Origin of the sequence: Streptomyces spinosus (assembly GCF_020400655.1) — a bacterium.
Lineage (GTDB): Bacteria > Actinomycetota > Actinomycetes > Streptomycetales > Streptomycetaceae > Streptomyces > Streptomyces argyrophylli.
In genome coordinates, this window is the sequence record NZ_JAINRC010000026.1 from 73642 (window position 1) to 93515 (window position 19874).

Sequence of the window (19874 nt, forward strand, 5' to 3'; positions counted from 1 at the left end):
GCTGCTCCGGCCGGGGGTCAGCCGCCCGGGCGCTCGGGAGGCGCGAACAGTTCGTCCTGGGCCCGTTCCCGGGCGGTGAGGAGAGCGCCGCGGAGTACGGCCGCCCCGCCCAGGCTGCTCGCCCGCACCTCGGTGACCAGCGGCGACATCCGGCGCAGCCGCTCCTCCACCAGCCCGGCGAGCAACGCGCCCCCGGCCTGGCCGACCTCCCCGCCGAGCACCACGCAGCCAGGGTCCAGCACGGCCACCACGGAAGCGGCACCAACGGCGATCCGGTCCGCGAGGACGCGGAGGAAACGGGCGGCGGGGTCCTGCCCGGCACCCGTACGCCCCGTCTCGGGCCCCTCCCCCGAGGCAGCCGCGGTGACGGCACCCGGCCCCGTGCCCGCTTCGAGGTCCGTCCCGTCCGACCGCTCCGCACCGGCCCCCGGCCCCGCCACGAGCGACGCCACGGGCACCGCCCCGCTCGGTCCCGTCACAGGACCCGCCTCCCACACCGCCCCGCTCGCCTCCGCGACAGGCCCCGCCACCGGCACCCTGGCGCTCGCCCGCTCCATCGGCGCCGGCACCGCCCCGCCCGGCTCCGCCACGGGCTCAGCCGCCGCCTCCCCCGCCTTCTCGGCCCGCGCCACCGCGGCCCGCACCGCCTCCGCCGCCCCGGGGCCGTCCGGTGCGGCAGGAGTCGGGAGGCCGCACTCGGCGGCCAGCGCCACGACCGCCGCCGCGCCGGTGAGGGAGTGGAAGCCGCCGGCGCAGTCGGTCCCCGAGGGCAGGGTGGCCGTTCCCGGGACCGGCAGGAAGCCGATCTCGCCGGTGCCGCCGGAGGCCCCGCGGCGCAACCTGCCGTCCAGGACGACCGCGGCGCCGACGCCGTGGCCGAGCCAGAGCAGGACGAAGGTGTCCCGGTCACGCGCGGCGCCCTCGCGCTGTTCGGCCAGGGCGGCCAGGTTGGTCTCGTTCTCGACGGTCACCCGCGCGCCGGGCAGCCGTTCCTGGAGGGTGGCGGCCAGGCTGCGGTGCCAGGCGGGCAGCCCCGCCGAGTCGCGGAGGTCGCCGGTGGCCGGGTCGATCAGGCCCGGCGCGCCGATGCCGACGGTGTGCAGCGTCCCCCACGCCCGGACGCCCTCGCGCGGGGGCGCCCCCATGGCGCCGGCCTCCTTCGCGGCGCTCTCCACCGCCGCCACCGCCTGTTCCACGGCGGGCCCGGTCCCGGCATCGGGGCCGATCGGCACGGACGCCTCGGCGAGCACCCGTCCGACCAGGTCGGAGACGAGGACGAAGACGCCCTCGGTGCGGACGTCGAGCGCGGCGAGGAGGGCGCGGTCGGCGACGATGCCGTAGAGCTTGGCGTTGGGGCCCCGGCGCTGCTCGCCGGACTCGCCGACCACCGTGATCAGCCCGGAGGCCGTGAGCCGGTCGACCAGGTCGGCGACCGTGGGCCGGGACAGACCGGTCAGCTGCTTCAACTGCCCCGCGGTGAGCGGGCCTTCCTGCTGCAACAGCCGCAGGGCCAGCCGGTCGTTGAGGGCCCGGGCGGTGCTGGGTGATGCGGGCATGACGGGAATCCTCCCAGATCGCCGTGGCGGCACCTGGCCTGGTACGCGCTATCTATCAGGCAGGGTTCCTGATAGTTTACGGCGCGTCGCACTGGAGCGGCGCTACGGGGCCGGGCACTCCCGGGGAGGGGACAGGATCATGAGTGACGTGACGCGTGCGGGCCACGAGGTCAGGCGCGCCCGGTACGCCGTGGCGGCCGTCTTCGCCGTGCACGGCGCCGTGACCGGCTCGTTCGCGACCCGTGTGCCATGGGTCCAGGACCACACCTCGCTCGGCGCGGGCCAGTTGGGGTTCGCGCTGGCCTTCACGGCGCTCGGCGCCTCGTGCGCGATGCCGCTGGCGGGCGGGATCACCCACCGTTTCGGCAGCCGCGCGGCCCTGCGCGGGCTGCTCGCGCTGTGGACGCTGTCCCTGATCCTGCCGTCGGTCGCGCCGAACCTGGTCACCTTGTGCCTGGCGATGTTCGTCTACGGCGCGAGCGCGGGCATGGCCGACGTCGCGATGAACGCGCTCGGCGTGGAGGTCGAGCGGCGGCTCGGCAAGTCGATCATGTCGGGGCTGCACGGCATGTGGAGCGCGGGCGCCCTGATCGGCTCGGCGGCCGGCACCCTCGCCGCGCATCTCGGCGCGGACGCGCGCGTGCACTTCGCCCTGGCGTCGGCCGTCCTCACTCTGCTCGGCCTGGTGGCCTGCACCTGGGTGCTGGACCTCCAGCCCGCCGAGGACGAGGAGCCGCCCCCGCGGTTCGCGCTGCCGCCGCGCTCCGCCCTGCTGATCGGCGCCGTCGGTTTCTGCGCGGTGTTCGCGGAGGGCGCGAGCCTGGACTGGTCCGCGGTCTTCCTGCGGGACCGGCTGGACAGTTCGGCCGGGCTGGCGGCGGCCTCCACGACCGGGTTCATGCTGACCATGGCGGTGGCCCGGATCGCCGGGGACGCGGTGGTGAACCGATTCGGCGCGGTCCGCACGGTGCGCGCCGGCGGTGTCCTGGCCGGGCTGGGCGGGCTGCTGATCGTGCTCGCCGGGCACCCGGTGGTGGCGATGACCGGGTTCGCGCTGATGGGGCTCGGCATCGCGGTGGTCGTACCGCTGTGCTTCGCGGCGGCCGGGCACGCGGGCCCGAACCCCAGCCAGGCCATCGCGGGCGTGGCGACCATCACCTACACCTCGGGGCTGGTCGCGCCGAGCCTGATCGGCGGGGTGGCCCAGGCGACGAGCCTGATGGTGTCCTTCGTGGTGGTGACGGCGCTGGCGTGCGGGCTGGCGGTGTGCGCGGGCGTGCTGCGCACCGCCGAGCGCGGCGGCGGCGAGGTCAGCCGGCGGGCCGCAGCAGTTCCCGACCCACGGCCCTGAAGGTCTCGCTCCAGGGCGCGGGACGCAGGGTCGACGCGTCCAGCCGGACCAGCACCCGGGTGCCCCGGGCGTAGGTCTCGGTCCCGTCGGCCGAGCAGAACCGGAAGCCGTAGGTGAGGCCGGTGGTGCCGAGGCGTTCCAGCCAGAGGTGGACGGCGTAGGTGCCGGGGCGGGTGACCGGCGCCTCGTAGCCGATGCGCAGTTCGCGGACCGCGTTGCAGGCGTCGCCGGCCGCCGCCCAGTCGCCGTCGAAGCGGACGCCGTGCTCGTTCCACAGCTCGGTCCAGGCGCGCTCGACCATCAGCGGGTAGCGGGCGTTGTGCAGCAGCCCGAGCGCGTCGAGGTCGTCGAAGTGGACGGTGACGGGGATCAGCCGGCCGTAGGAGACGGCGGGGGCGGTCGGGGCTTCGGCGGTCACGGGAAGGGCTCCTGAGCAGCGCTGTTGGGGTGGCGACACCCTCGTACGCCACCATACTAAGCGACCGCTCAGGAGCCTGGTCGGCAAGCCTCCCGAGGACGGCGGGGCGGCGGGGTTCAGCCCGCTATCGAGTCCAGCTGCTCGGCGGCCGGCCGCAGCGCCCAGAGGTCTCCCCCGGGCGGTGCCTCCAGCTTCGGCACGGCCGCCCTGGCCGACGGGTCACCGGCGTCGGCCGCCGCGTGCACCACGTCGGCCGCCGCGTAGCGGTGGAACTCCAGCTCGGGGTGGGGCCAGGCGGCGGCGCCGGTCGCGGCGGGCAGCAGGTAGTCGACCGCCTTGGACAGGCTCTGCCCGTCCGGCCCCGCGTAGGCCCACAGGTCCACGCCCACGTGCCGGCCGATGGCCGCGAGCCGGGTGTAGGCGACCAGGTCGAAGGTCGAGTAGTGCCAGCTGCGGGTCCGGGTCAGCTCCTGGGGCTGACTGCCGTCGGCCGCTATCTGCGGGTCGATCCGCCTCGCGCGCGCGTCCAGCACGGTCCGCCGGGCGAGCGCGGTGTCGCCGGTGGCGTAGGCGAGGGCGGCGAGCTGCATGTCGTAGAAGGTGCCGTGGTTGTTGGCGGCCGCGCCCTCCTGCCGGCCGAAGTCGCTGTCCGTCAGCCAGTCGCGGAAGTCCTCGTTCCACCGGGTCATCGCGGTGCGGTCGGCGGGCGTCCAGCCGGGTGCGCCGGTGGCGAGGATCGCCTGCGCGTCCAGGACGCTGGTGTAGGACTGCGAGAAGTCGATGATGCCGATGGCCCGGCCGTCGTACTTGCACGGGATGAACTGGGCGTGGTCGAGGCCGGGGTTCATGCGGGTGGCCGGGTCGAGGAACCAGGTGCGCAGGATCTGTCCCGCCTTCTCGGCGTAGCTGCGCCTGCCGGTGTAGTACCAGGCGAGCGAGAGGTCGTACGACGCGTCGAAGACCTTCTCCGCGTCCTGCCGGTCGGTCCCGCTGTCGACCTCCGGGTTGCGCTGGCCGTCGCGCTGGACGTACGGGCAGCCCCAGGGGTTGTCGGCGGTGGGGGCGGTCGTGGGCCACCAGTAGGGGGCCTGGCTCAGGTAGTCGTGGACGTCACCGCCGGGGGCGGGCTTCGGCTTGTCGACGACCGTCCAGGGGCCCTGGTCCAGCCAGGCGTCGGCGCGGGCGGTCAGGGCCGCGAGTGCGTGCCGCAGCCGGGGGTCGCGGGGCAGGCGGGCCCGGGTCTGCTGGAGGCGGACGCCGTCGAGGACGGCGGTCCGCGGGACCTTGGACGGGGCCGCGTGGGCGGAGGGGACGAGCAGGGCTCCGAAGGCCACCACCGCGGTGAGGAGCGCGGCCGCACGGGTTCTGCCACTCATTCAGGCACTCCGATCTTCGCTCGACCCGATCAGCACCCGATCAGGTATGTGAACGCAGTTCATGAGGAGGACCGTGTGAGCGTAGAGCCGCCAGGTACCCCTGACAATGGTGCGGACCCTCTTCACGTACAGAGAAAGCGAAACCCCTCATGGATCTCGGCGTGCGCTGGAAGCTGCACGGTGACGGGCGCACGCCCGCGCCCGGAGCGGTGGTACGCCCCGACGAACGGCTGTCCTGGCCCCGCACCGTGGGCCTGGGCGCCCAGCACGTGGTCGCGATGTTCGGCGCCTCGTTCGTGGCCCCCGTGCTCATGGGCCTGGACCCCAACCTGGCGATCATGATGTCGGGCGTGGCGACCATGATCTTCCTGCTCGCCACCCGGGGCCGGGTGCCGAGCTACCTCGGCTGCTCCCTGTCCTTCGTGGGCGTGGCCGCCGTCATCCGCGCCCAGGGCGGTACGAGCGCGACCGTGACCGGCGCGATCCTCGTCGTCGGTGCCGTGCTCTTCCTGGTCGGCCTCGCCGTGCAGCGCTTCGGCGCGCGGATCATCCACGCGGCCATGCCGCCGATCGTCACCGGCGCGGTCGTCATGCTGATCGGCTTCAACCTGGCGCCCGTGACCGCGTCCACCTACTGGCCGCAGGACCAGTGGACGGCCCTGCTGGTGATGCTCTTCACCGGCCTGGCGGTCGTGTGTCTGCGCGGTTTCTGGTCCCGCGTCGCGATCTTCCTGGGCCTCGTGTTCGGGTACGGCCTGTCCTGGGCCTCCGACCGGGTCTTCGGCAGGATCCACTCGGTGGACGCGAGCGGCAAGGTCACCGACCACTGGCGCCTGGACCTCTCCGGCGTCTCCAAGGCCGACTGGATCGGCCTGCCGTCCTTCCACGGCCCGTCCTTCCAGTGGTCGGCGATCCTGGTCGCACTGCCGGTCGTCATCGCGCTGGTCGCCGAGAACGCGGGCCACGTCAAGGCCGTCGGCGAGATGACCGGCGACCCGCTGGACGACAAGCTCGGTACGGCGATCTCGGCGGACGGCGTCGCCTCCATGCTGTCGACGGCCGTCGGCGGACCGCCCAACACCACCTACTCCGAGAACATCGGCGTGATGGCCGCGACCCGCGTGTACTCCACCGCCGCCTACTGGGCCGCCGCCTGCTTCGCGCTGCTCTTCGGCGTCTGTCCCAAGTTCGGCGCGGTCGTGGCCGCGATCCCGGGCGGGGTGCTCGGCGGCATCACCGTCATCCTCTACGGCATGATCGGCCTGCTCGGCGCCCAGATCTGGCTGAACGCCAAGGTGGACCTGCGCAACCCGCTGAACCTGGTCCCGGCCGCGGCGGGCATCATCATCGGCGTCGGCAACGTCACCATGAAGTTCACCGACACCTTCTCGCTCAGCGGCATCGCCCTCGGCACGCTGGTCGTCATCACCGGCTACCACGCGCTGCGCGCCTTCGCGCCGGCCCACCTGAAGAAGCAGGAGCCGCTGCTGGACGAGGGCACGTCCTCCTACGACACCGGGGCGGACCCCGACTCCGACACGCCCGCCCCGCGCGCCGAGCCGTAGCCCGGCGTTCCCCCGTTCCGGCGAAGCACCGGGCCGGTCGGCACGCCGGCCGGCCCCGGGCTGGGACCCTTCCCCCATGGTGCAGTTGGAACACCTCACCGCCCCCGTCGACGCCGTCGTCGCCCGGATGCGCGCGCTGGACGCGGCGCTCCACCCGCGCGACGGCGTCGCCGTGTTCAACCGGGTCTACCTCGCCGTCACCGAGGAGGTCGACCGGCGCCTGGACGCCGGGGAGTTCGCGGACCCCCGCGCGGCGACCGCGCTGGACGTGCGGTTCGCCGAGCGCTACCTGGCGGCGGTGGACGCGGCCGCCGCGGACCGCCGCCCGCCCGCCTGCTGGCGGCCCCTGTTCCAGTTCCGCCGCCACCCCGGCGTACGACCGCTGCAGTTCGCGCTGGCCGGCATCAACGCGCACATCGGGCACGACCTCGCCCTGGCCGTGGTCGACGCCTGCCACACGCTCGGCTGTGAACCGGCCGACCTGGAGGACGAGTTCGACCGCGTCGGCGATCTGCTGGTGTCGCTGGAGGAGCGCATCCGCGAGGATCTGATGCCGGGCCCCGACCTGTTCCAGATCGCCGACCCGCTCACCCATCTGCTGGGCTCCTGGAGCCTGGAGCGGGCCCGGGAGGCGACCTGGGCGGCGGCCCGGGCCCTGTGGGCTCTGCGGCACTGCGCCGACGTGGCCGGGGAGTTCGCCGAACGGCTGGACGCGGCGGTGGGGTTCGCCGGCCGGATGCTGCTGACACCGCTGGCCGGCTGAGGTTGCGGCGCGTGGAAAGGGCGCGGGCGGCCGAGGTCCGTGACCGGCCGCCCGCGCCCTGGTAGGTCCCCCGGGTCAGTCCTCGGGAAGCTCCACCGGCGCGATCTCGTCGTAGACGTCACCCGGGCCCGGGTTCGCCGCGTCGGTCTCGCCACCGAAGTGGCGCATGACGCCCCAGACCGCGTTCAGCGCCGTCTGCACGGCACCCTCGGCCCAGCCGGCCGTCCAGGAGATGTCGTCGCCGGCGAGGAAGATGCCCCGCTTGTCCTCGGGCAGCCGGTCCTGCATGAAGTGCGTGAAAAGACGCCGCTGGTAGCGGTAGTGGCCGGGCAGGTTGGCCTTGAACGCGCCCATGAAGTAGGGCTCGTTCTCCCAGGAGACCGTCACCGGGTTGCCGATGATGTGCTTCCTGATGTCGACCTTCGGGTAGATCTCGCCGAGCGACTTCAGCATGACCTCCATCCGCTCGTTCGCGGACAGCGGCAGCCACTTCAGGCTGTCGTCGCACCAGGTGTAGGACAGGCAGATCACGGCGGGCTTGTCCGGGCCGTCGTCCAGCAGGTAGGTGCCGCGGGTCATACGGTCGGTGAGCGTCATCGACATGACGTCCCGGCCCGTGTCCTCGTCCTTGTCCAGCCAGAACGGCCGGTCCACGGGCACGAAGAGCTTGGAGCTCTCCATGTAGTGGGTGCGCTCGATCGCGGTCCAGTGGTCGATCGGGAAGAGCGAGTCGTCGCAGGCGATCTTGGACAGCAGCATCCAGGACTGGGCGGTGAAGATCGCCGCCTTGTAGGTGCGGATGTCGCCGTTCGCGTCGGTGACGGTGATCTGGTTGCCGGCCGTGCGATGCAGCCGGGTCACGGCGGGCTTCGGCTCGCCGTCCACGTGCAGCGACTTCAGGGACGTCCCGTACGGCCAGTGGACGATCTTCTCCGGCTCGCGCTCCCACAGGCGCAGCGGCAGCTGCTGGGAGCCGCCGACGATGCCGCGGTGGTGGTCGTCGGCCTCGGTGTAGACGACGCGGAGGATCTCCAGGATGGAGTTCGGGAAGTCGGTGTCCCAGCCGCCGGTGCCGAAGCCGACCTGGCCGAAGATCTCGCGGTGCCGGAAGGACTTGAAGGCCTCGGAGTCGCAGAGGAAGCCGTAGAAGGTCTGGTTGTCCAGCTTCTCGACGAGCTTCGCCCAGATCTCGCGGATGCGCGGGACGTCCCGCTCGCGCATCGCGCGGTTCATGTCGGAGAAGTCGGCGCCCTCCTCCAGGCACCTGTTCCAGGCGTCGGCGACGTCCCGGTACACCTGGGGCAGGTCGTCGATCGTCTCGGCGTAGTGCGACTCGCCCTTGAGGTCGACCACGGTGGACGGCGTCGCCTCGGCCAGGGGGTTCGGGAAGGGCCTGGTCTCCAGGCCGACCAGGTCGATGTAGTGCTGGAGCGCGGTGGAGGACGGCGGGAAGCGCATCGCGCCCATCTCGGCGGTCAGCGAGTCGTCGCAGCCCTCGAAGCCGACCGTGCGCAGCCGGCCGCCGATCTGGTCGGCCTCGTAGACGACGGGCTTGAGGCCCATCTTCATCAGCTCGTAGGCGGCCACGATGCCGGACAGGCCGCCACCGATGACCGCGACCTCGGTGCCGTGCTCGGTCGCCGGGACCTGGCCGAGGCCCGCCGGGTGGGCGAGGAAGTCGTCGTAGGCGTAAGGGAAGTCCGGGCCGAACATGGTGATCGGCGGCTGCTGCTCGTCGGTGTGCTCGACGGCGTTGGGCACCGTGGACGTCATGGGGTACGGACTCCTTGCACGGGGTGGTTCGGGGGAAGGCTCGGGTGTCAGACGAGGGACCCGTACAGACCGGGGCGGCGGTCCTTCAGGTACGGGTTGTGCTCGCGGGAGACGGCCAGGAAGGCGGGGTCGGCGTCGGCGAGCACCAGCTGCTCGGCCCGGCCGGCGCGGGTGCGGGCGACGCCGTCGGGACCGGCGAGGACGGAGAGGCCGACGAACTCGAACTCGCCTTCCTGACCGACGCGGTTGACGTAGGCGACGTACATCTGGTTCTCGAAGGCGCGCACCGGGATCATCGACTCGGCGACGAACTGGAAGGGGTGCATCTGCGCGGTCGGCACGACCAGGAGGTCGGTGCCGGCCAGGGCGTGGGCCCGGACGTTCTCCGGGAACTCGACGTCGTAGCAGATCAGCAGGCCCACGGTGAGGCCGTTCAGCTCGGCCTGGACGACCTGCTGCCCGCCCGGCGTGAAGTGGTCGCGCTCGAAGCAGCCGAAGAGGTGGGTCTTCCGGTAGTTCGCGAGCCGGGTTCCGTCGGCGGAGATCAGCTGGGCGGAGTTGAAGACCGCGTCGCCGTCGCGCTCGGGGTAGCCGTAGGCGAGGGCGAGGCCGTGCCGGGTGGCGATCTCGGCGATCGCGTCGGCGGAGTCGCCGTCGGCGGGCTCGGCGAGGCGGGCGATGTCGTCGCCGATCGCGTACCCGGTGAGGAACATCTCCGGTGCGGCCAGCAGCCCGGCGCCCGCGGCGGCGGCCCGGCCCGCGGCCTCGTCGAGGACCTTCAGGTTCTCGGTGACCGAGCCGGGACGGCCGGAGCTCTGGAGCAGGGCGGTACGCATGCGTGATCCTCACCGGAACGGAGGGTTTGGGGGGTCAGGAAGAAGGTACGTTCGGCGCGCGCGGCGGGACAAGAAGGAGCCGTTGCGCGCCGGTGCGGGGTTTGTTGCGCCGAAGGGGGTCCGGGCGGCGATTCGTTGCGCGGGCCGGTGAGGGTGCCGGCGAGGAGGGCGGAAAACGGCTCGGGGCGCCTCGTCGCCGGCCGGGTGCGGGTGGTCCGGGGGGGCTCGCGCGGTCCCCCGCGCCCCGTCGGAGCGCTGATCCGCTCCCGGTGACGACGAGGCGCCCCGAGCCCAGGTGTCCGCTCCTACCCGGGCGCCCCGGAGGAGAAGCGGCGCAGCAGCGGCGACAGCACCAGCACCGACTTGGTCCGCTCCACGAACGGCTCCCCGGCGATCCGCTCCAGCACCCGCTCGAAGTGACGCATGTCGGAGGCGAAGACCTGCGCGACGGCGTCCGCGTCCCCGGTGACGGTGGACGCGGCCACGACCTCCTGGTACCGCTCCAGCCCCCGTTGGATCGTCTCCGGCGAGGTGTTCCGCCGGCAGTAGATCTCGATGAAGCCCTCGGTCTCCCAGCCGAGCGCCGCCGGATCCACCCGCACGGTGAAGCCGGTGATCGCCCCGGTGGCCCGCAGCCGGTCGACGCGCCGCTTCACGGCGGGCGCGGACAGGCCTACCATCTGCCCGATGTCCGCGTAGGAGCGGCGGGCGTCCTCGGCGAGGGCGTGCACGATGCGTTCGTCGAGATCGTTCAGCACAGGGGGTCGTTCACTTCTTCGGTCCGGTCACTTCTCTGCCGTCGCCGCGAGGGCGTCATCGGTCGCGAGACGGGAACGGCGGTAGCCGTAGAGGAAGTAGAACACGAGCCCGGCGGCCATCCAGCATCCGAAGACCACCCAGGTGACGGTGTCGAGGCTGGACATGTTGTACGCGCAGAACAGGAAGCCCAGCACCGGCAGGACCGGGCCGAACGGCACCTTGAACGTGCGCTCCAGACCCGGGCGCCTGACCCGCAGCACGATCACCGCGATGTTGACCAGGCCGAAGGCGAACAGCGTGCCGATGCTGGTGGCGTCGACGAGCTTGCCCAGCGGGATGAGGGCGGCGAGCGCTCCGCAGAAGAGGGACACGATCACCGTGTTGAGGCGGGGCGCGCGGGTCTTCGGGTGGATCCTGCCGAGCGCCTTCGGCACCAGGCCGTCGCGGGCCATCGCGAAGAGGATGCGGGTCTGGCCGTAGAGCACGGTGAGCACCACGCTCGCGATGGAGATGACGGCGCCGAGCGCGAGCAGCGTGCCCCAGAAGGTCTGGCCGCTGACGTCGTTCATGATCCCGGCGAGGGACGCCTCGGAACCGTCGAACTTCTTCCAGTTCCAGGCACCCACGGCGACGGCCGCGACGAGCACGTACAGCGCCGTCACGATGATCAGCGACAGCATGATCGCCCGCGGCAGGTCACGCTTGGGGTCCTTCGCCTCCTCACCGGCGGTGGAGGCGGCGTCGAAGCCGATGTACGAGAAGAACAGCGTGGCACCGGCGGCGCTGACCCCGCTCATGCCGAGCGGCATGAAGTCGGCGTAGTTGCCGGACTTGAAGCCCATGACGCCGATCGCGCAGAACAGCACCAGCGCGGCGATCTTCACACAGACCATGATCGTGTTGGCGCGGGCGGACTCCCGCGCGCCACCGAGCAGGAAGGCCATCGCCAGCAGGACGACGATGAGGGCCGGCAGGTTGATGATGCCGCCCTCGCCCGGCGCGGAGGACAGCGCGGCCGGGATGGTGACGCCGATGGTGCCGTCCAGCAGCTCGTTCAGGTACTGGCCCCAGCCGACGGCGACGGCGGCCACCGACACGCCGTACTCCAGCACCAGGCACCAGCCGCAGACCCAGGCGACCAGTTCGCCCAGCGTTGCGTACGCATACGAGTAGGAGGAGCCGGCGACCGGGATGCTGCCGGCCAGTTCGGCGTAGGACAGGGCCGAGAACAGCGCCGTGAGACCGGCGATGACGAAGGCGAGGGTGACCGCCGGACCGGCCTTGGGCACGGCGTCGCCGAGGACGACGAAGATGCCGGTGCCGAGGGTGGCCCCGATGCTGATCATGGTCAGCTGCCACAGTCCGAGAGAGCGCCGAAGCTGCCCTCCCTCACCGTGGCCGCCCTCGGCGACCAGGCGTTCCACGGGCTTGCGACGCATGAGGCGCGCGGCGACGCCCGGGGACGCGGGGGCGGCCGGTATCTGGTTGTGCGGGGGTGCGCCTTGGTCGAGCACGCGCTGGCTCCTTATCGCTGCCGGTGGTCGGGCGGACCGGCAAGAGCGCCGGCCCTCGTGCGCGGGAACCGGCGGACCCCGATGGGGCAGGGACCGCCGAGCGGGGTCCCCGCCACGCCACGTACTAGCGCAGCACCCTATGAGGCGGGCCTTCACGGGCGTAATGCAGCAACCTTGCGTATTCCCGCATGATCATTGCGTTCATCGGGGCGGAACGACAAATCGTTGCGCGCCACCTGGCGACCGTTGCACACGGTTTCCCGGGCGTTCGTTTCCCGGCCGGCTTCCCGGCCGCACGGACACGACGACGGCCCCCGTCGATTCCCGTGCCAGGGAATCGAGAGGGCCGTTCGCGGGTGCGGAGCGGGGATCAGCTCCAGCTGGCGTGCAGCGGCTTGCCCTCGGCGTAGCCCGCCGCGCTCTGGATGCCGACGATGGCCTTGTCGGCGAACTCCTCCAGGCTGGCGGCACCGGCGTAGGTGCAGGAGGAGCGGACGCCCGCGATGATCGAGTCGATCAGGTCCTCGACGCCCGGGCGGGCGGGGTCGAGGAACATGCGGGAGGTGGAGATGCCCTCCTCGAACAGCGCCTTGCGGGCGCGGTCGTACGCCGACTCCTCCGACGTGCGGTTGGCCACCGCACGCGCCGAGGCCATGCCGAACGACTCCTTGTAGGCGCGTCCGCCCGCGTCGTGCTGGAGGTCACCGGGCGACTCGTAGGTGCCCGCGAACCAGGAACCGACCATCACGTTGGACGCGCCGGCGGCGAGCGCCATGGCGACGTCGCGCGGGTGGCGGACACCGCCGTCGGCCCAGACGTGCTTGCCGTACTTCCTCGCCTCGGCGGCGCACTCCAGGACGGCGGAGAACTGCGGCCGGCCCACGCCGGTCATCATGCGGGTGGTGCACATGGCGCCCGGCCCGACACCGACCTTGACGATGTCCGCGCCGGCGTCGATCAGGTCCTTGACGCCCTCGGCCGAGACGATGTTGCCCGCGGCGATCGGCACCCGCGGGTCGAGCGCGCGCACCACCCTGATGGCGTTGATCATCGACTCCTGGTGGCCGTGCGCGGTGTCGATGACGAGCGTGTCCACGCCCGCGTCGAGCAGCTGCTTGGCCTTGCCCGCCACGTCACCGTTGATGCCGACGGCGGCGGCGATCCGCAGCCTGCCGTTCGCGTCCACGGCCGGCGTGTACAGCGTGGCGCGCAGCGCGCCCTTGCGGGTGAGGATGCCGGCGAGCTTGCCGTCCTTGTCGACGGCCGGGGCGTAGCGGCGGTTGTGCTGGTCGAGGGTGTTGAAGGCCTCGCGCGGGTCGATGTCGGCGTCCAGCAGGAGCAGGTCCTTGGACATGACCACCTCGAGCTGGGTGAAGCGGTCGACGCCGGAGAGGTCGGCGTCGGTGACGACACCGACGGGCCGCTGGTTCTCGTCCACGACGACGCCGGCGTTGTGCGCCCGCTTGGGCAGCAGCGCCAGGGCGTCGGCGACGGTCTGGTGCGGGGCCAGCACGATCGGGGTGTCGAGCACCAGGTGGCGGCTCTTCACCCAGGAGATCACGTCGGTGACGACGTCGATCGGGATGTCCTGCGGGATGACCACCAGGCCGCCCCGGCGGGCCACCGTCTCGGCCATGCGGCGGCCGGCGATGGCGGTCATGTTGGCGACGACGAGCGGGATGGTGGTGCCCGTGCCGTCCGGAGAGGCGAGGTCCACGCCCTGACGCGAGCCGACCGCGGAACGGCTCGGCACCATGAACACGTCGTCGTACGTCAGGTCGTACGCGGGCTGGATGTCATTGAGGAAACGCACGTGCTGCACATCCCAGTCGATCAGAGGCGACCCCCTGACAGGTGTGCCAGGGGGAAAGAGCACGTACTTCATTGTCCCATGTCGGGGTCGGTGTCATGCCCCGACGGATCATCCAGGGTCGTCGCGGACCGGCTGGGAGGTTCCTCCAAGGGCGAGGGCGACGGTGAGCGCCGGCAGCACGCTCATGGCGTGCGTGAACACCTCCTGAGCGGTCTCCCACTCCTCGGGCCGCTCCCGCGCGTAGGCCTCCCAGTCCTGAACGACGACCAGAAGGCCCCTGTCCTCGGCCTGGGCCGGCCACACGGACGGGTCGGACAGGGAGTCGGCCAGCGCGTCCCAGTTCCGGCCGAACCAGTCGGGCAGCGACAGGGCCCGCGCGGCTCGGTCCATCAGGCCGGCCTTGTCCGTGACGCCCGCGAGGTCGAGCGCGACCACGAGGCGGCCGCTCAGGTCTTCGCTCATCTCAGCACCGCCCGGAACGACTCGTAGTGATCACCGCTGTAGTAGTACTCCCCGCCCTGCCCCGTGACGATGCGCCGGGCACCGCGGTCGGGCGAGCCGGGGGTCGGCACGGTGTACTCGTGGTAGTAGCCGCGCCGGTGCTCCGGCAGACGTCCCTCGAAGTTCCCGAAGACGGTCCCGTCCTTGGCGTAGGGGAAGGGGCCGCCCTGGTCGATGAGGGCGAGTGTCCTGCGGGCCTCGGCCGGCAGCCGGGACTCCTCGACGGTGGCCGTGCCCCGCGCCCACGCGGGGGACGTACGGGACGCAGGGGACGCCCGGGAGGCGGGGCCGGGGTCGCCGGCGCACCCCGTCAGGAGAACGGCGAGACAGACCAGCAGCCCGGCGAGGGCACGCGGGACGAACCGTGGCAGCATGCGGACGATGCTGCCACGGCCGTCCCGTCACGACCCGCCACCGGGCCCGGCCGGACTCCGTCAGACGCCGTCGGGGTCCTGACGGCTGAGCGCCGGCTTCGGGGCCGGGCCCGCCGTCATCAGGTAGTCGGCGGCCGAGGTGTCGGTCACCAGGCTGGTGACCAGCCCGGAGCGCAGCACCGCGTCGATCGCGGCGGCCTTGCGCTGCCCGCCCGCGATGGCCACGACCTCCGGGACACGGCGCAGCTGGTCGGCCTTGACCGTGATGCACCGCTCCCCCAGGTCCCGTCCGACCCGGCGCCCCTCGGTGTCGAAGAGGTGTGCCGACATCTCGGCGGCGACCCCGAGCGAGGCGTAGTGCGCGCGCTCCTCGTCGCTGAGCATGTCGTGCACGGTCGAGATGCCCGGCTCCCAGGAGCCGATGGAGACACAGGCGACCGTGACCTTGTCGAAGTACTCGAAGGCCCGGGCGATCCCGGTCTGGTGGCGCAGCGCCGCCGCGGTGGCCGCGTCCGGCAGCAGCATCGGCGCGTAGATGGGGTGGGCGTCGCCACCGGAGACCTGGGCGGCCCGGCGGACGGCCTCGACCGAGCCGCGCTCGGCGGTCCCGGCGTCGTACACGCCCGTCAGCTGCACCACCGTGCACGGCGGCAGCCGGTCGAGCGCCGCCGCCATGTGGATGGTGGACCGGCCCCAGGCCAGCCCGAGCACGTCCCCCTCGTTGACGAGTTCGCCGAGCAGGTCGGCGGCGACCTCGCCGAGGTTCTCGGGGTCGGGGGTCTCCTCGGCATCGGCCGGGGACTCGACCACGACGGCGTGCCTCAGGCCGTAGCGGGCGCGGAGCGCGTCGGAGCGCTCGGCGTCCAGTTCGGCCGGCACGCGGATCTCGATGCGTACGAGGTCCCTTTCGAGGGCAGTCTCCAGTACCCGGGCCACTTTGAAGCGGCTGACGCCGAACTCCTCCGCGATCTGGATCTTGGACTTGCCCTCGAGGTAGAAGCGGCGGGCCATGGCCGCCGCCTGCACCAGCTCAGCGGGTCCCATCCGCATGGCTGACCGGCCCGCCGACATACCCGACACGGCGATCTCCTCACTGCTGTTCACACTCTGGATTCGCCGTTCATCCTTGCAGATTCGGGGCGACTGATCTGCCCTGATGGGCGCCGTTCACTTAACCGTTCACTTGGCCGTGGCTCAGTGGTCGCATGCCCAGGACGCCTTGCCGGTGGCCGCCTCCGCCTGGGCGCGCAGGGCACGTACGGCTTCGGACGGGTCCTTCGCACCGTAGACGGCCGAGCCGGCGACGAAGACGTCCGCTCCCGCGTCCGCGCACCGCTCGATCGTCGAGGCCGAGACCCCGCCGTCGACCTGCAACCACAGCTCCAGACCGTGCTTCTTGATCAGCTCACGGGTGCGGCGGATCTTCGGCAGCATGATGTCGAGGAACGCCTGGCCGCCGAAGCCGGGCTCCACCGTCATGACGAGCAGCATGTCCAGTTCCGGCAGCAGATCCTCGAACGGCTCGATCGGCGTCGCCGGCTTGAGCGCCATGGAGGCGCGGGCGCCCTTGGCGCGGATCTCCCGGGCGAGCCGTACCGGAGCGGCGGCGGCCTCCACGTGGAAGGTGACCGACGACGCCCCCGCCTCGACGTACCCGGGCGCCCACCGGTCGGGGTCCTCGATCATCAGGTGGCAGTCCAGCGGGGTGTCCGTCGCACGGGCCAGGGACTCCACCACCGGCACGCCGAGCGTGAGGTTCGGGACGAAGTGGTTGTCCATGACGTCGACATGGAGGAAATCGGCGCCTCGGACCGCCTCGGCCTCCTCCGCGAGGCGGGCGAAGTCGGCGGACAGGATGCTGGGGTTGATCTGCACGGCCATGACCCAAGCCTGCCATGCCGCCGCGCCGGGCTGTAGCGGCGGTCCCTCGAGGTGGGGGTTGGCGGCCGGGCCGGCGGGGGTCGATCGCGCGGTTCCCCGCGCCCCTTTCGGGACCGTGCGTTATCCGGTTCGGCGGATGAGGGCCAGGTACATCGCGTCCGTGCCGTGGATGTGCGGCCACAGCTGGATGTCCGGGCCCTCACCCAGGTCGGGGACGCCGGGCAGGAGGGGGCGGGCGTCGATCAGTTCCGTCTCCGGGAGCTGCTTGAGCACGTCGGAGACGACCGCGCGGGTCTCCGCCAGGTGCGGCGAGCAGGTGGCGTAGCCGACGACGCCGCCGACGCGGACGGAGTCGAGGGCCGTGCGCAGCAGACCGCGCTGGAGCGGGGCGAAGTTGTCCAGGTCCTCGGGACGGCGGCGCCAGCGGGCCTCGGGGCGGCGGCGCAGGGCGCCGAGGCCGGTGCACGGGACGTCCACCAGCACCCGGTCGAAGCTGCCGGGCCGCCACGGCGGGCGGGTGCCGTCGGCGGCGATGACCTGGTACGGCCCCGGATTGCCGTGCAGGGCACGGGCCACCAGCCCGGCCCGGTGCGGCTGCTTCTCCGAGGCGAGCAGCGCGGCCCCGCGCTCGGCGGCGAGCGCGGCCAGCAACGCGGCCTTGCCGCCCGGTCCGGCGCAGCCGTCGAGCCACTTCTCGTCGGGGCCGTCGAGCGGGGCGCTGGCCAGCGCGAGGGCGACCAGCTGGCTGCCCTCGTCCTGGACGCCGGCGCGTCCCTCGCGCACGGCCTCGACCGCGCCCGGCTCGCCGCCCTCGGCGAGCCGCACGGCGTACGGCGACCAGCGTCCGGGTACGGCGGCGTCCTCGCGGAGCAGTTCCCCGGTGCTGGCGCGGCCCGGCCGGGCGACGAGCGTCACCTCGGGCCGCTCGTTGTCCGCCGCCAAGAGCCGCTCGATGCCGGACCGGCCGCCGCCGAGGGAGTCCCAGAGCGCGGAGACGACCCAGCGGGGGTGCGAGTGCACGACGGCGAGGTGGTCCTCAGGGTCGTCGTCGTAGGGCGGCGCGACCTTCTCGATCCAGCCGTCGAGGTCGTCCTGGGCCACCTTCCGCAGCACGGCGTTGACGAACTTGGCCCGTCCGTCACCGAGCACGACCCGGGCCAGCTCGACCGAGGCGGACACGGCCGCGTGCGTGGGGATGCGCGTGCCGAGCAACTGGTGCGCGCCCAGGCTCAGCACGTCGAGCACCGGCGGGTCGACCTCGCGCAGCGGCCGGTCGACGCAGGCGGCGATGACGGCGTCGTACGTGCCCTGGCGGCGCAGTGTGCCGTACACCAGCTCGGTGGCGAGGGCGGCGTCCCGGGCGTCGAAGTCGCCCTGCTCGCGGGCCTTGCGCAGCAGCGGCGGCAGCACGAGGTTGGCGTACGCGTCCCGCTCGTCCACCGCGCGCAGCGCCTCGAAGGCCAGGATGCGGACGGGGTCCTTCTGGGGACGGCGGTAGGGCTTGGCGGGCTTGCGGGGCCGCCGGGACTGCTCGCTCACGAAAAAGGTGCTCCGGGTGTGAAGAGGGGATGCGCCTCCAGCCTACGTCGCCGGACGCACGGGCCCACCGCCCGGGCTCGCGTGTGCCGCCGCGCAGGCTCGCACGGCGTCGCCCGGGAACGCCGGCCTGCGCTCCCCCGTCCTCACCCTCGCTCGGGAGGTCAGCCGCCCAGCGTCTCGCCGTCCGCGATGCGTACTCCACGGGCCCAGTCGGCCGCGCGCATCGGCTTCTTGCCCTGGGCCTGGACCCACAGCAGCTCGACGGCGTACGACCCCGTGCCCACGTGGACGCTGTTCTTGCCCACCGCCAGCCGGCCCGGCGCGAGGTCCGTGCGCCCTGGCACGGGCGTGACCTGGACGAGCTTGAGCCGCTCGCCGCGGAAGGTGGTCCAGGCGCCGGGCGCGGGCGTGCAGCCGCGCACGACCCGGTCGACGCGCAGCGCGGGCGCCGCCCAGTCCACCTGGGCGTCCTCGACGGTGATCTTCGGCGCGAGGGTGATGCCCTCGGCGGGCTGCGGCACGGCCTTCAGCGTGCCGTCCTCGATGCCGTCCATGGTGGCCGCGAGCAGCCCGGAGCCCGCGAAGGCGAGCCGGGTGAGCAGGTCGCCGCTGGTGTCGGTGGGGCGGATCTCCTCGGTGACGGTGCCGTAGACGGGCCCGGAGTCCAGCCCCTCCTCGATGAGGAAGGTGGACGCCCCGGTGATCTCGTCGCCCGCCATGATGGCGTGCTGGACCGGCGCGGCACCGCGCCAGGCGGGCAGCAGCGAGAAGTGCAGGTTCACCCAGCCGTGGGCGGGGATGTCCAGAGCGGCCCTCGGCAGCAGGGCGCCGTAGGCGACGACCGGGCAGCAGTCCGGGGCGATCTCGCGCAGCCGCTCCAGGAACTCCGCGTCCCGTGGCTTCGACGGCTTGAGCACCTCGATCCCGGCCTCCTCCGCACGCTCGGCCACGGGTGACGCGACCAGCCTGCGTCCGCGCCCGGCCGGCGCGTCGGGCCGCGTGACGACGGCGGCCACCTCGTGCCGCCCGGAGGCGAGCAGAGCGTCCAGAGCGGGAACGGCGACCTCGGGGGTACCGGCGAAGACGAGCTTCATGGGCGGGATCGGGCCTCTCGGGCGGGGATGCGCGGGCAGCGCACCAGTCTATGACCATGGGCGGCGCACGAGCGGGTGGGCGGCGTACGCATATGCCCGTACGCCCCCACCCCGTGACCAGCGGAGCGTAAGCGCGTTGGTCAAGAAAGAGTTGACCACATCGGGCCGCTGTCGCGGCCCAATTCCTTTCAACGCCGGTTCGAGAGGCTTGTTCATGGCCGACCACGCAACCCACGACGCCCAGGCCCGGGCCAGCCTGCACTTGCTGGTGCGGGACATCGAGAGGGTCCGCCGGCAGGTGGACGCGCTGCGCACGCTCACCGCCCAGTTGGGCAACGTCTACCGCCCGCGCCGCTCCGGCCCGTCCACGGGCTTCGTCGTCTACGGACGCGCCCCGGCCCCGACGGTCCGCCTCGCCCAGGAACTCCGGGACAGTGTGGAGACCCTGGTCACGGCCGCCGTGGACTTCGACCGCTCGCTCGGCTTCTCGTGGGACGCGGTGGGCTCCGCGCTCGGGGTCACCAAGCAGGCCGTGCACCGCCGGTACGGCGCCCGCCGCGCCGCGGCCCAGGCGGCGGCGGAGACGGAGCGGACGCCGGAGCCGTCCGGCACCCGCACGATCAACGTGAACACCGGACTGCCCACGGTTCCGGCGGCCCGCTCCATGCCGACGCAGCCGACGGCGGGCAGCCCCACACTGCGCGACGACGCCCGCCCGACGGCCTTCCCGGGCCCCCGCAACGGCTGACGCCCCCACCGCT

Annotated in this window: 18 protein-coding genes; 4 read left to right on the forward strand and 14 right to left on the reverse strand. The window is 72.8% G+C overall.

Annotated elements, in window-relative coordinates; all coding sequences use genetic code 11:
• Nucleotides 1–17 precede the first annotated feature (17 nt).
• Nucleotides 18–1556 carry an ROK family transcriptional regulator gene (locus LG395_RS36590; protein ID WP_225813265.1) on the reverse strand — a complete coding sequence of 513 codons (1539 nt, stop codon included), beginning with the start codon at nucleotides 1554–1556 and terminating at the stop codon, nucleotides 18–20.
• Nucleotides 1557–1695: 139 nt separating this feature from the next.
• Here LG395_RS36590 and LG395_RS36595 point away from each other — a divergent pair, with 139 nt between their 5' ends.
• A complete protein-coding gene (locus tag LG395_RS36595) occupies nucleotides 1696–2907 on the forward strand; it encodes an MFS transporter (RefSeq protein WP_171158212.1) in 1212 nt (403 codons plus the stop codon).
• Here the strand turns inward: LG395_RS36595 and LG395_RS36600 are convergent.
• Together LG395_RS36600 and LG395_RS36605 are read right to left on the reverse strand one after the other, a co-directional pair.
• On the reverse strand, nucleotides 2867–3325 hold the full coding sequence (locus LG395_RS36600; RefSeq protein ID WP_225813266.1) for an acyl-CoA thioesterase: 459 nt from the start codon (nucleotides 3323–3325) through the stop codon (nucleotides 2867–2869). The two genes, LG395_RS36595 and LG395_RS36600, sit on opposite strands and share 41 nt — an antisense overlap.
• Nucleotides 3326–3441: 116 nt before the next feature.
• On the reverse strand, nucleotides 3442–4701 hold the full coding sequence (locus tag LG395_RS36605) for an alginate lyase family protein (RefSeq protein ID WP_225813267.1): 1260 nt from the start codon (nucleotides 4699–4701) through the stop codon (nucleotides 3442–3444).
• Nucleotides 4702–4850: 149 nt separating this feature from the next.
• Here LG395_RS36605 and LG395_RS36610 point away from each other — a divergent pair, with 149 nt between their 5' ends.
• Both LG395_RS36610 and LG395_RS36615 read left to right on the forward strand, forming a co-directional pair.
• Nucleotides 4851–6266, forward strand: a complete 1416-nt coding sequence (locus tag LG395_RS36610) for a uracil-xanthine permease family protein (RefSeq protein ID WP_171158207.1) — start codon at nucleotides 4851–4853, stop codon at nucleotides 6264–6266.
• Nucleotides 6267–6342: 76 nt separating this feature from the next.
• Nucleotides 6343–7029 (forward strand): DUF5995 family protein, encoded by a 687-nt coding sequence (locus tag LG395_RS36615; protein WP_225813268.1) that lies wholly within the window; start codon nucleotides 6343–6345, stop codon nucleotides 7027–7029.
• A 75-nt stretch (nucleotides 7030–7104) separates the two neighbouring features.
• Here the strand turns inward: LG395_RS36615 and LG395_RS36620 are convergent, their stop codons facing one another.
• From LG395_RS36620 to fmt, 11 genes are all read right to left on the reverse strand, one after another.
• Nucleotides 7105–8802 (reverse strand): flavin monoamine oxidase family protein, encoded by a 1698-nt coding sequence (locus LG395_RS36620; protein ID WP_171158203.1) that lies wholly within the window; start codon nucleotides 8800–8802, stop codon nucleotides 7105–7107.
• A gap of 47 nt (nucleotides 8803–8849) precedes the next feature.
• Nucleotides 8850–9638 (reverse strand): carbon-nitrogen hydrolase family protein, encoded by a 789-nt coding sequence (locus LG395_RS36625; protein WP_225813269.1) that lies wholly within the window; start codon nucleotides 9636–9638, stop codon nucleotides 8850–8852.
• A 305-nt stretch (nucleotides 9639–9943) separates the two neighbouring features.
• Nucleotides 9944–10396: an Lrp/AsnC family transcriptional regulator gene (locus LG395_RS36630; protein WP_014671501.1), complete on the reverse strand. Its 453-nt coding sequence runs from the start codon at nucleotides 10394–10396 to the stop codon at nucleotides 9944–9946.
• A gap of 27 nt (nucleotides 10397–10423) precedes the next feature.
• Complete coding sequence (locus LG395_RS36635; RefSeq protein ID WP_225813272.1) at nucleotides 10424–11911, reverse strand: amino acid permease; 1488 nt, start codon at nucleotides 11909–11911, stop codon at nucleotides 10424–10426.
• A gap of 370 nt (nucleotides 11912–12281) precedes the next feature.
• The gene (locus LG395_RS36640) at nucleotides 12282–13724 is read right to left on the reverse strand and encodes a GuaB1 family IMP dehydrogenase-related protein (RefSeq protein WP_171158198.1); all 1443 of its coding nucleotides are present in this window, start codon (nucleotides 13722–13724) and stop codon (nucleotides 12282–12284) included.
• Nucleotides 13725–13832: 108 nt separating this feature from the next.
• Nucleotides 13833–14186 (reverse strand): barstar family protein, encoded by a 354-nt coding sequence (locus LG395_RS36645; protein ID WP_225813274.1) that lies wholly within the window; start codon nucleotides 14184–14186, stop codon nucleotides 13833–13835.
• Nucleotides 14183–14599 (reverse strand): guanyl-specific ribonuclease, encoded by a 417-nt coding sequence (locus LG395_RS36650; protein WP_171158195.1) that lies wholly within the window; start codon nucleotides 14597–14599, stop codon nucleotides 14183–14185. Before LG395_RS36650 ends, LG395_RS36645 begins: the two co-directional genes overlap by 4 nt.
• A 60-nt stretch (nucleotides 14600–14659) precedes the next feature.
• The gene (locus tag LG395_RS36655) at nucleotides 14660–15703 is read right to left on the reverse strand and encodes a sugar-binding transcriptional regulator (RefSeq protein ID WP_171158193.1); all 1044 of its coding nucleotides are present in this window, start codon (nucleotides 15701–15703) and stop codon (nucleotides 14660–14662) included.
• Between the two features lie 90 nt (nucleotides 15704–15793).
• Nucleotides 15794–16480, reverse strand: coding sequence for a ribulose-phosphate 3-epimerase (rpe, locus tag LG395_RS36660; RefSeq protein ID WP_225813275.1), 687 nt, complete (start codon nucleotides 16478–16480; stop codon nucleotides 15794–15796).
• Between the two features lie 120 nt (nucleotides 16481–16600).
• Nucleotides 16601–18019, reverse strand: a complete 1419-nt coding sequence (locus tag LG395_RS36665; RefSeq protein ID WP_225813276.1) for an RsmB/NOP family class I SAM-dependent RNA methyltransferase — start codon at nucleotides 18017–18019, stop codon at nucleotides 16601–16603.
• 161 nt (nucleotides 18020–18180) lie between these two features.
• On the reverse strand, nucleotides 18181–19113 hold the full coding sequence (gene fmt / locus LG395_RS36670) for a methionyl-tRNA formyltransferase (RefSeq protein ID WP_225813277.1): 933 nt from the start codon (nucleotides 19111–19113) through the stop codon (nucleotides 18181–18183).
• Nucleotides 19114–19327: 214 nt separating this feature from the next.
• Here fmt and LG395_RS36675 point away from each other — a divergent pair, with 214 nt between their 5' ends.
• Nucleotides 19328–19861, forward strand: a complete 534-nt coding sequence (locus LG395_RS36675; RefSeq protein WP_171158186.1) for a hypothetical protein — start codon at nucleotides 19328–19330, stop codon at nucleotides 19859–19861.
• The last annotated feature ends 13 nt before the right edge of the window (nucleotides 19862–19874 follow it).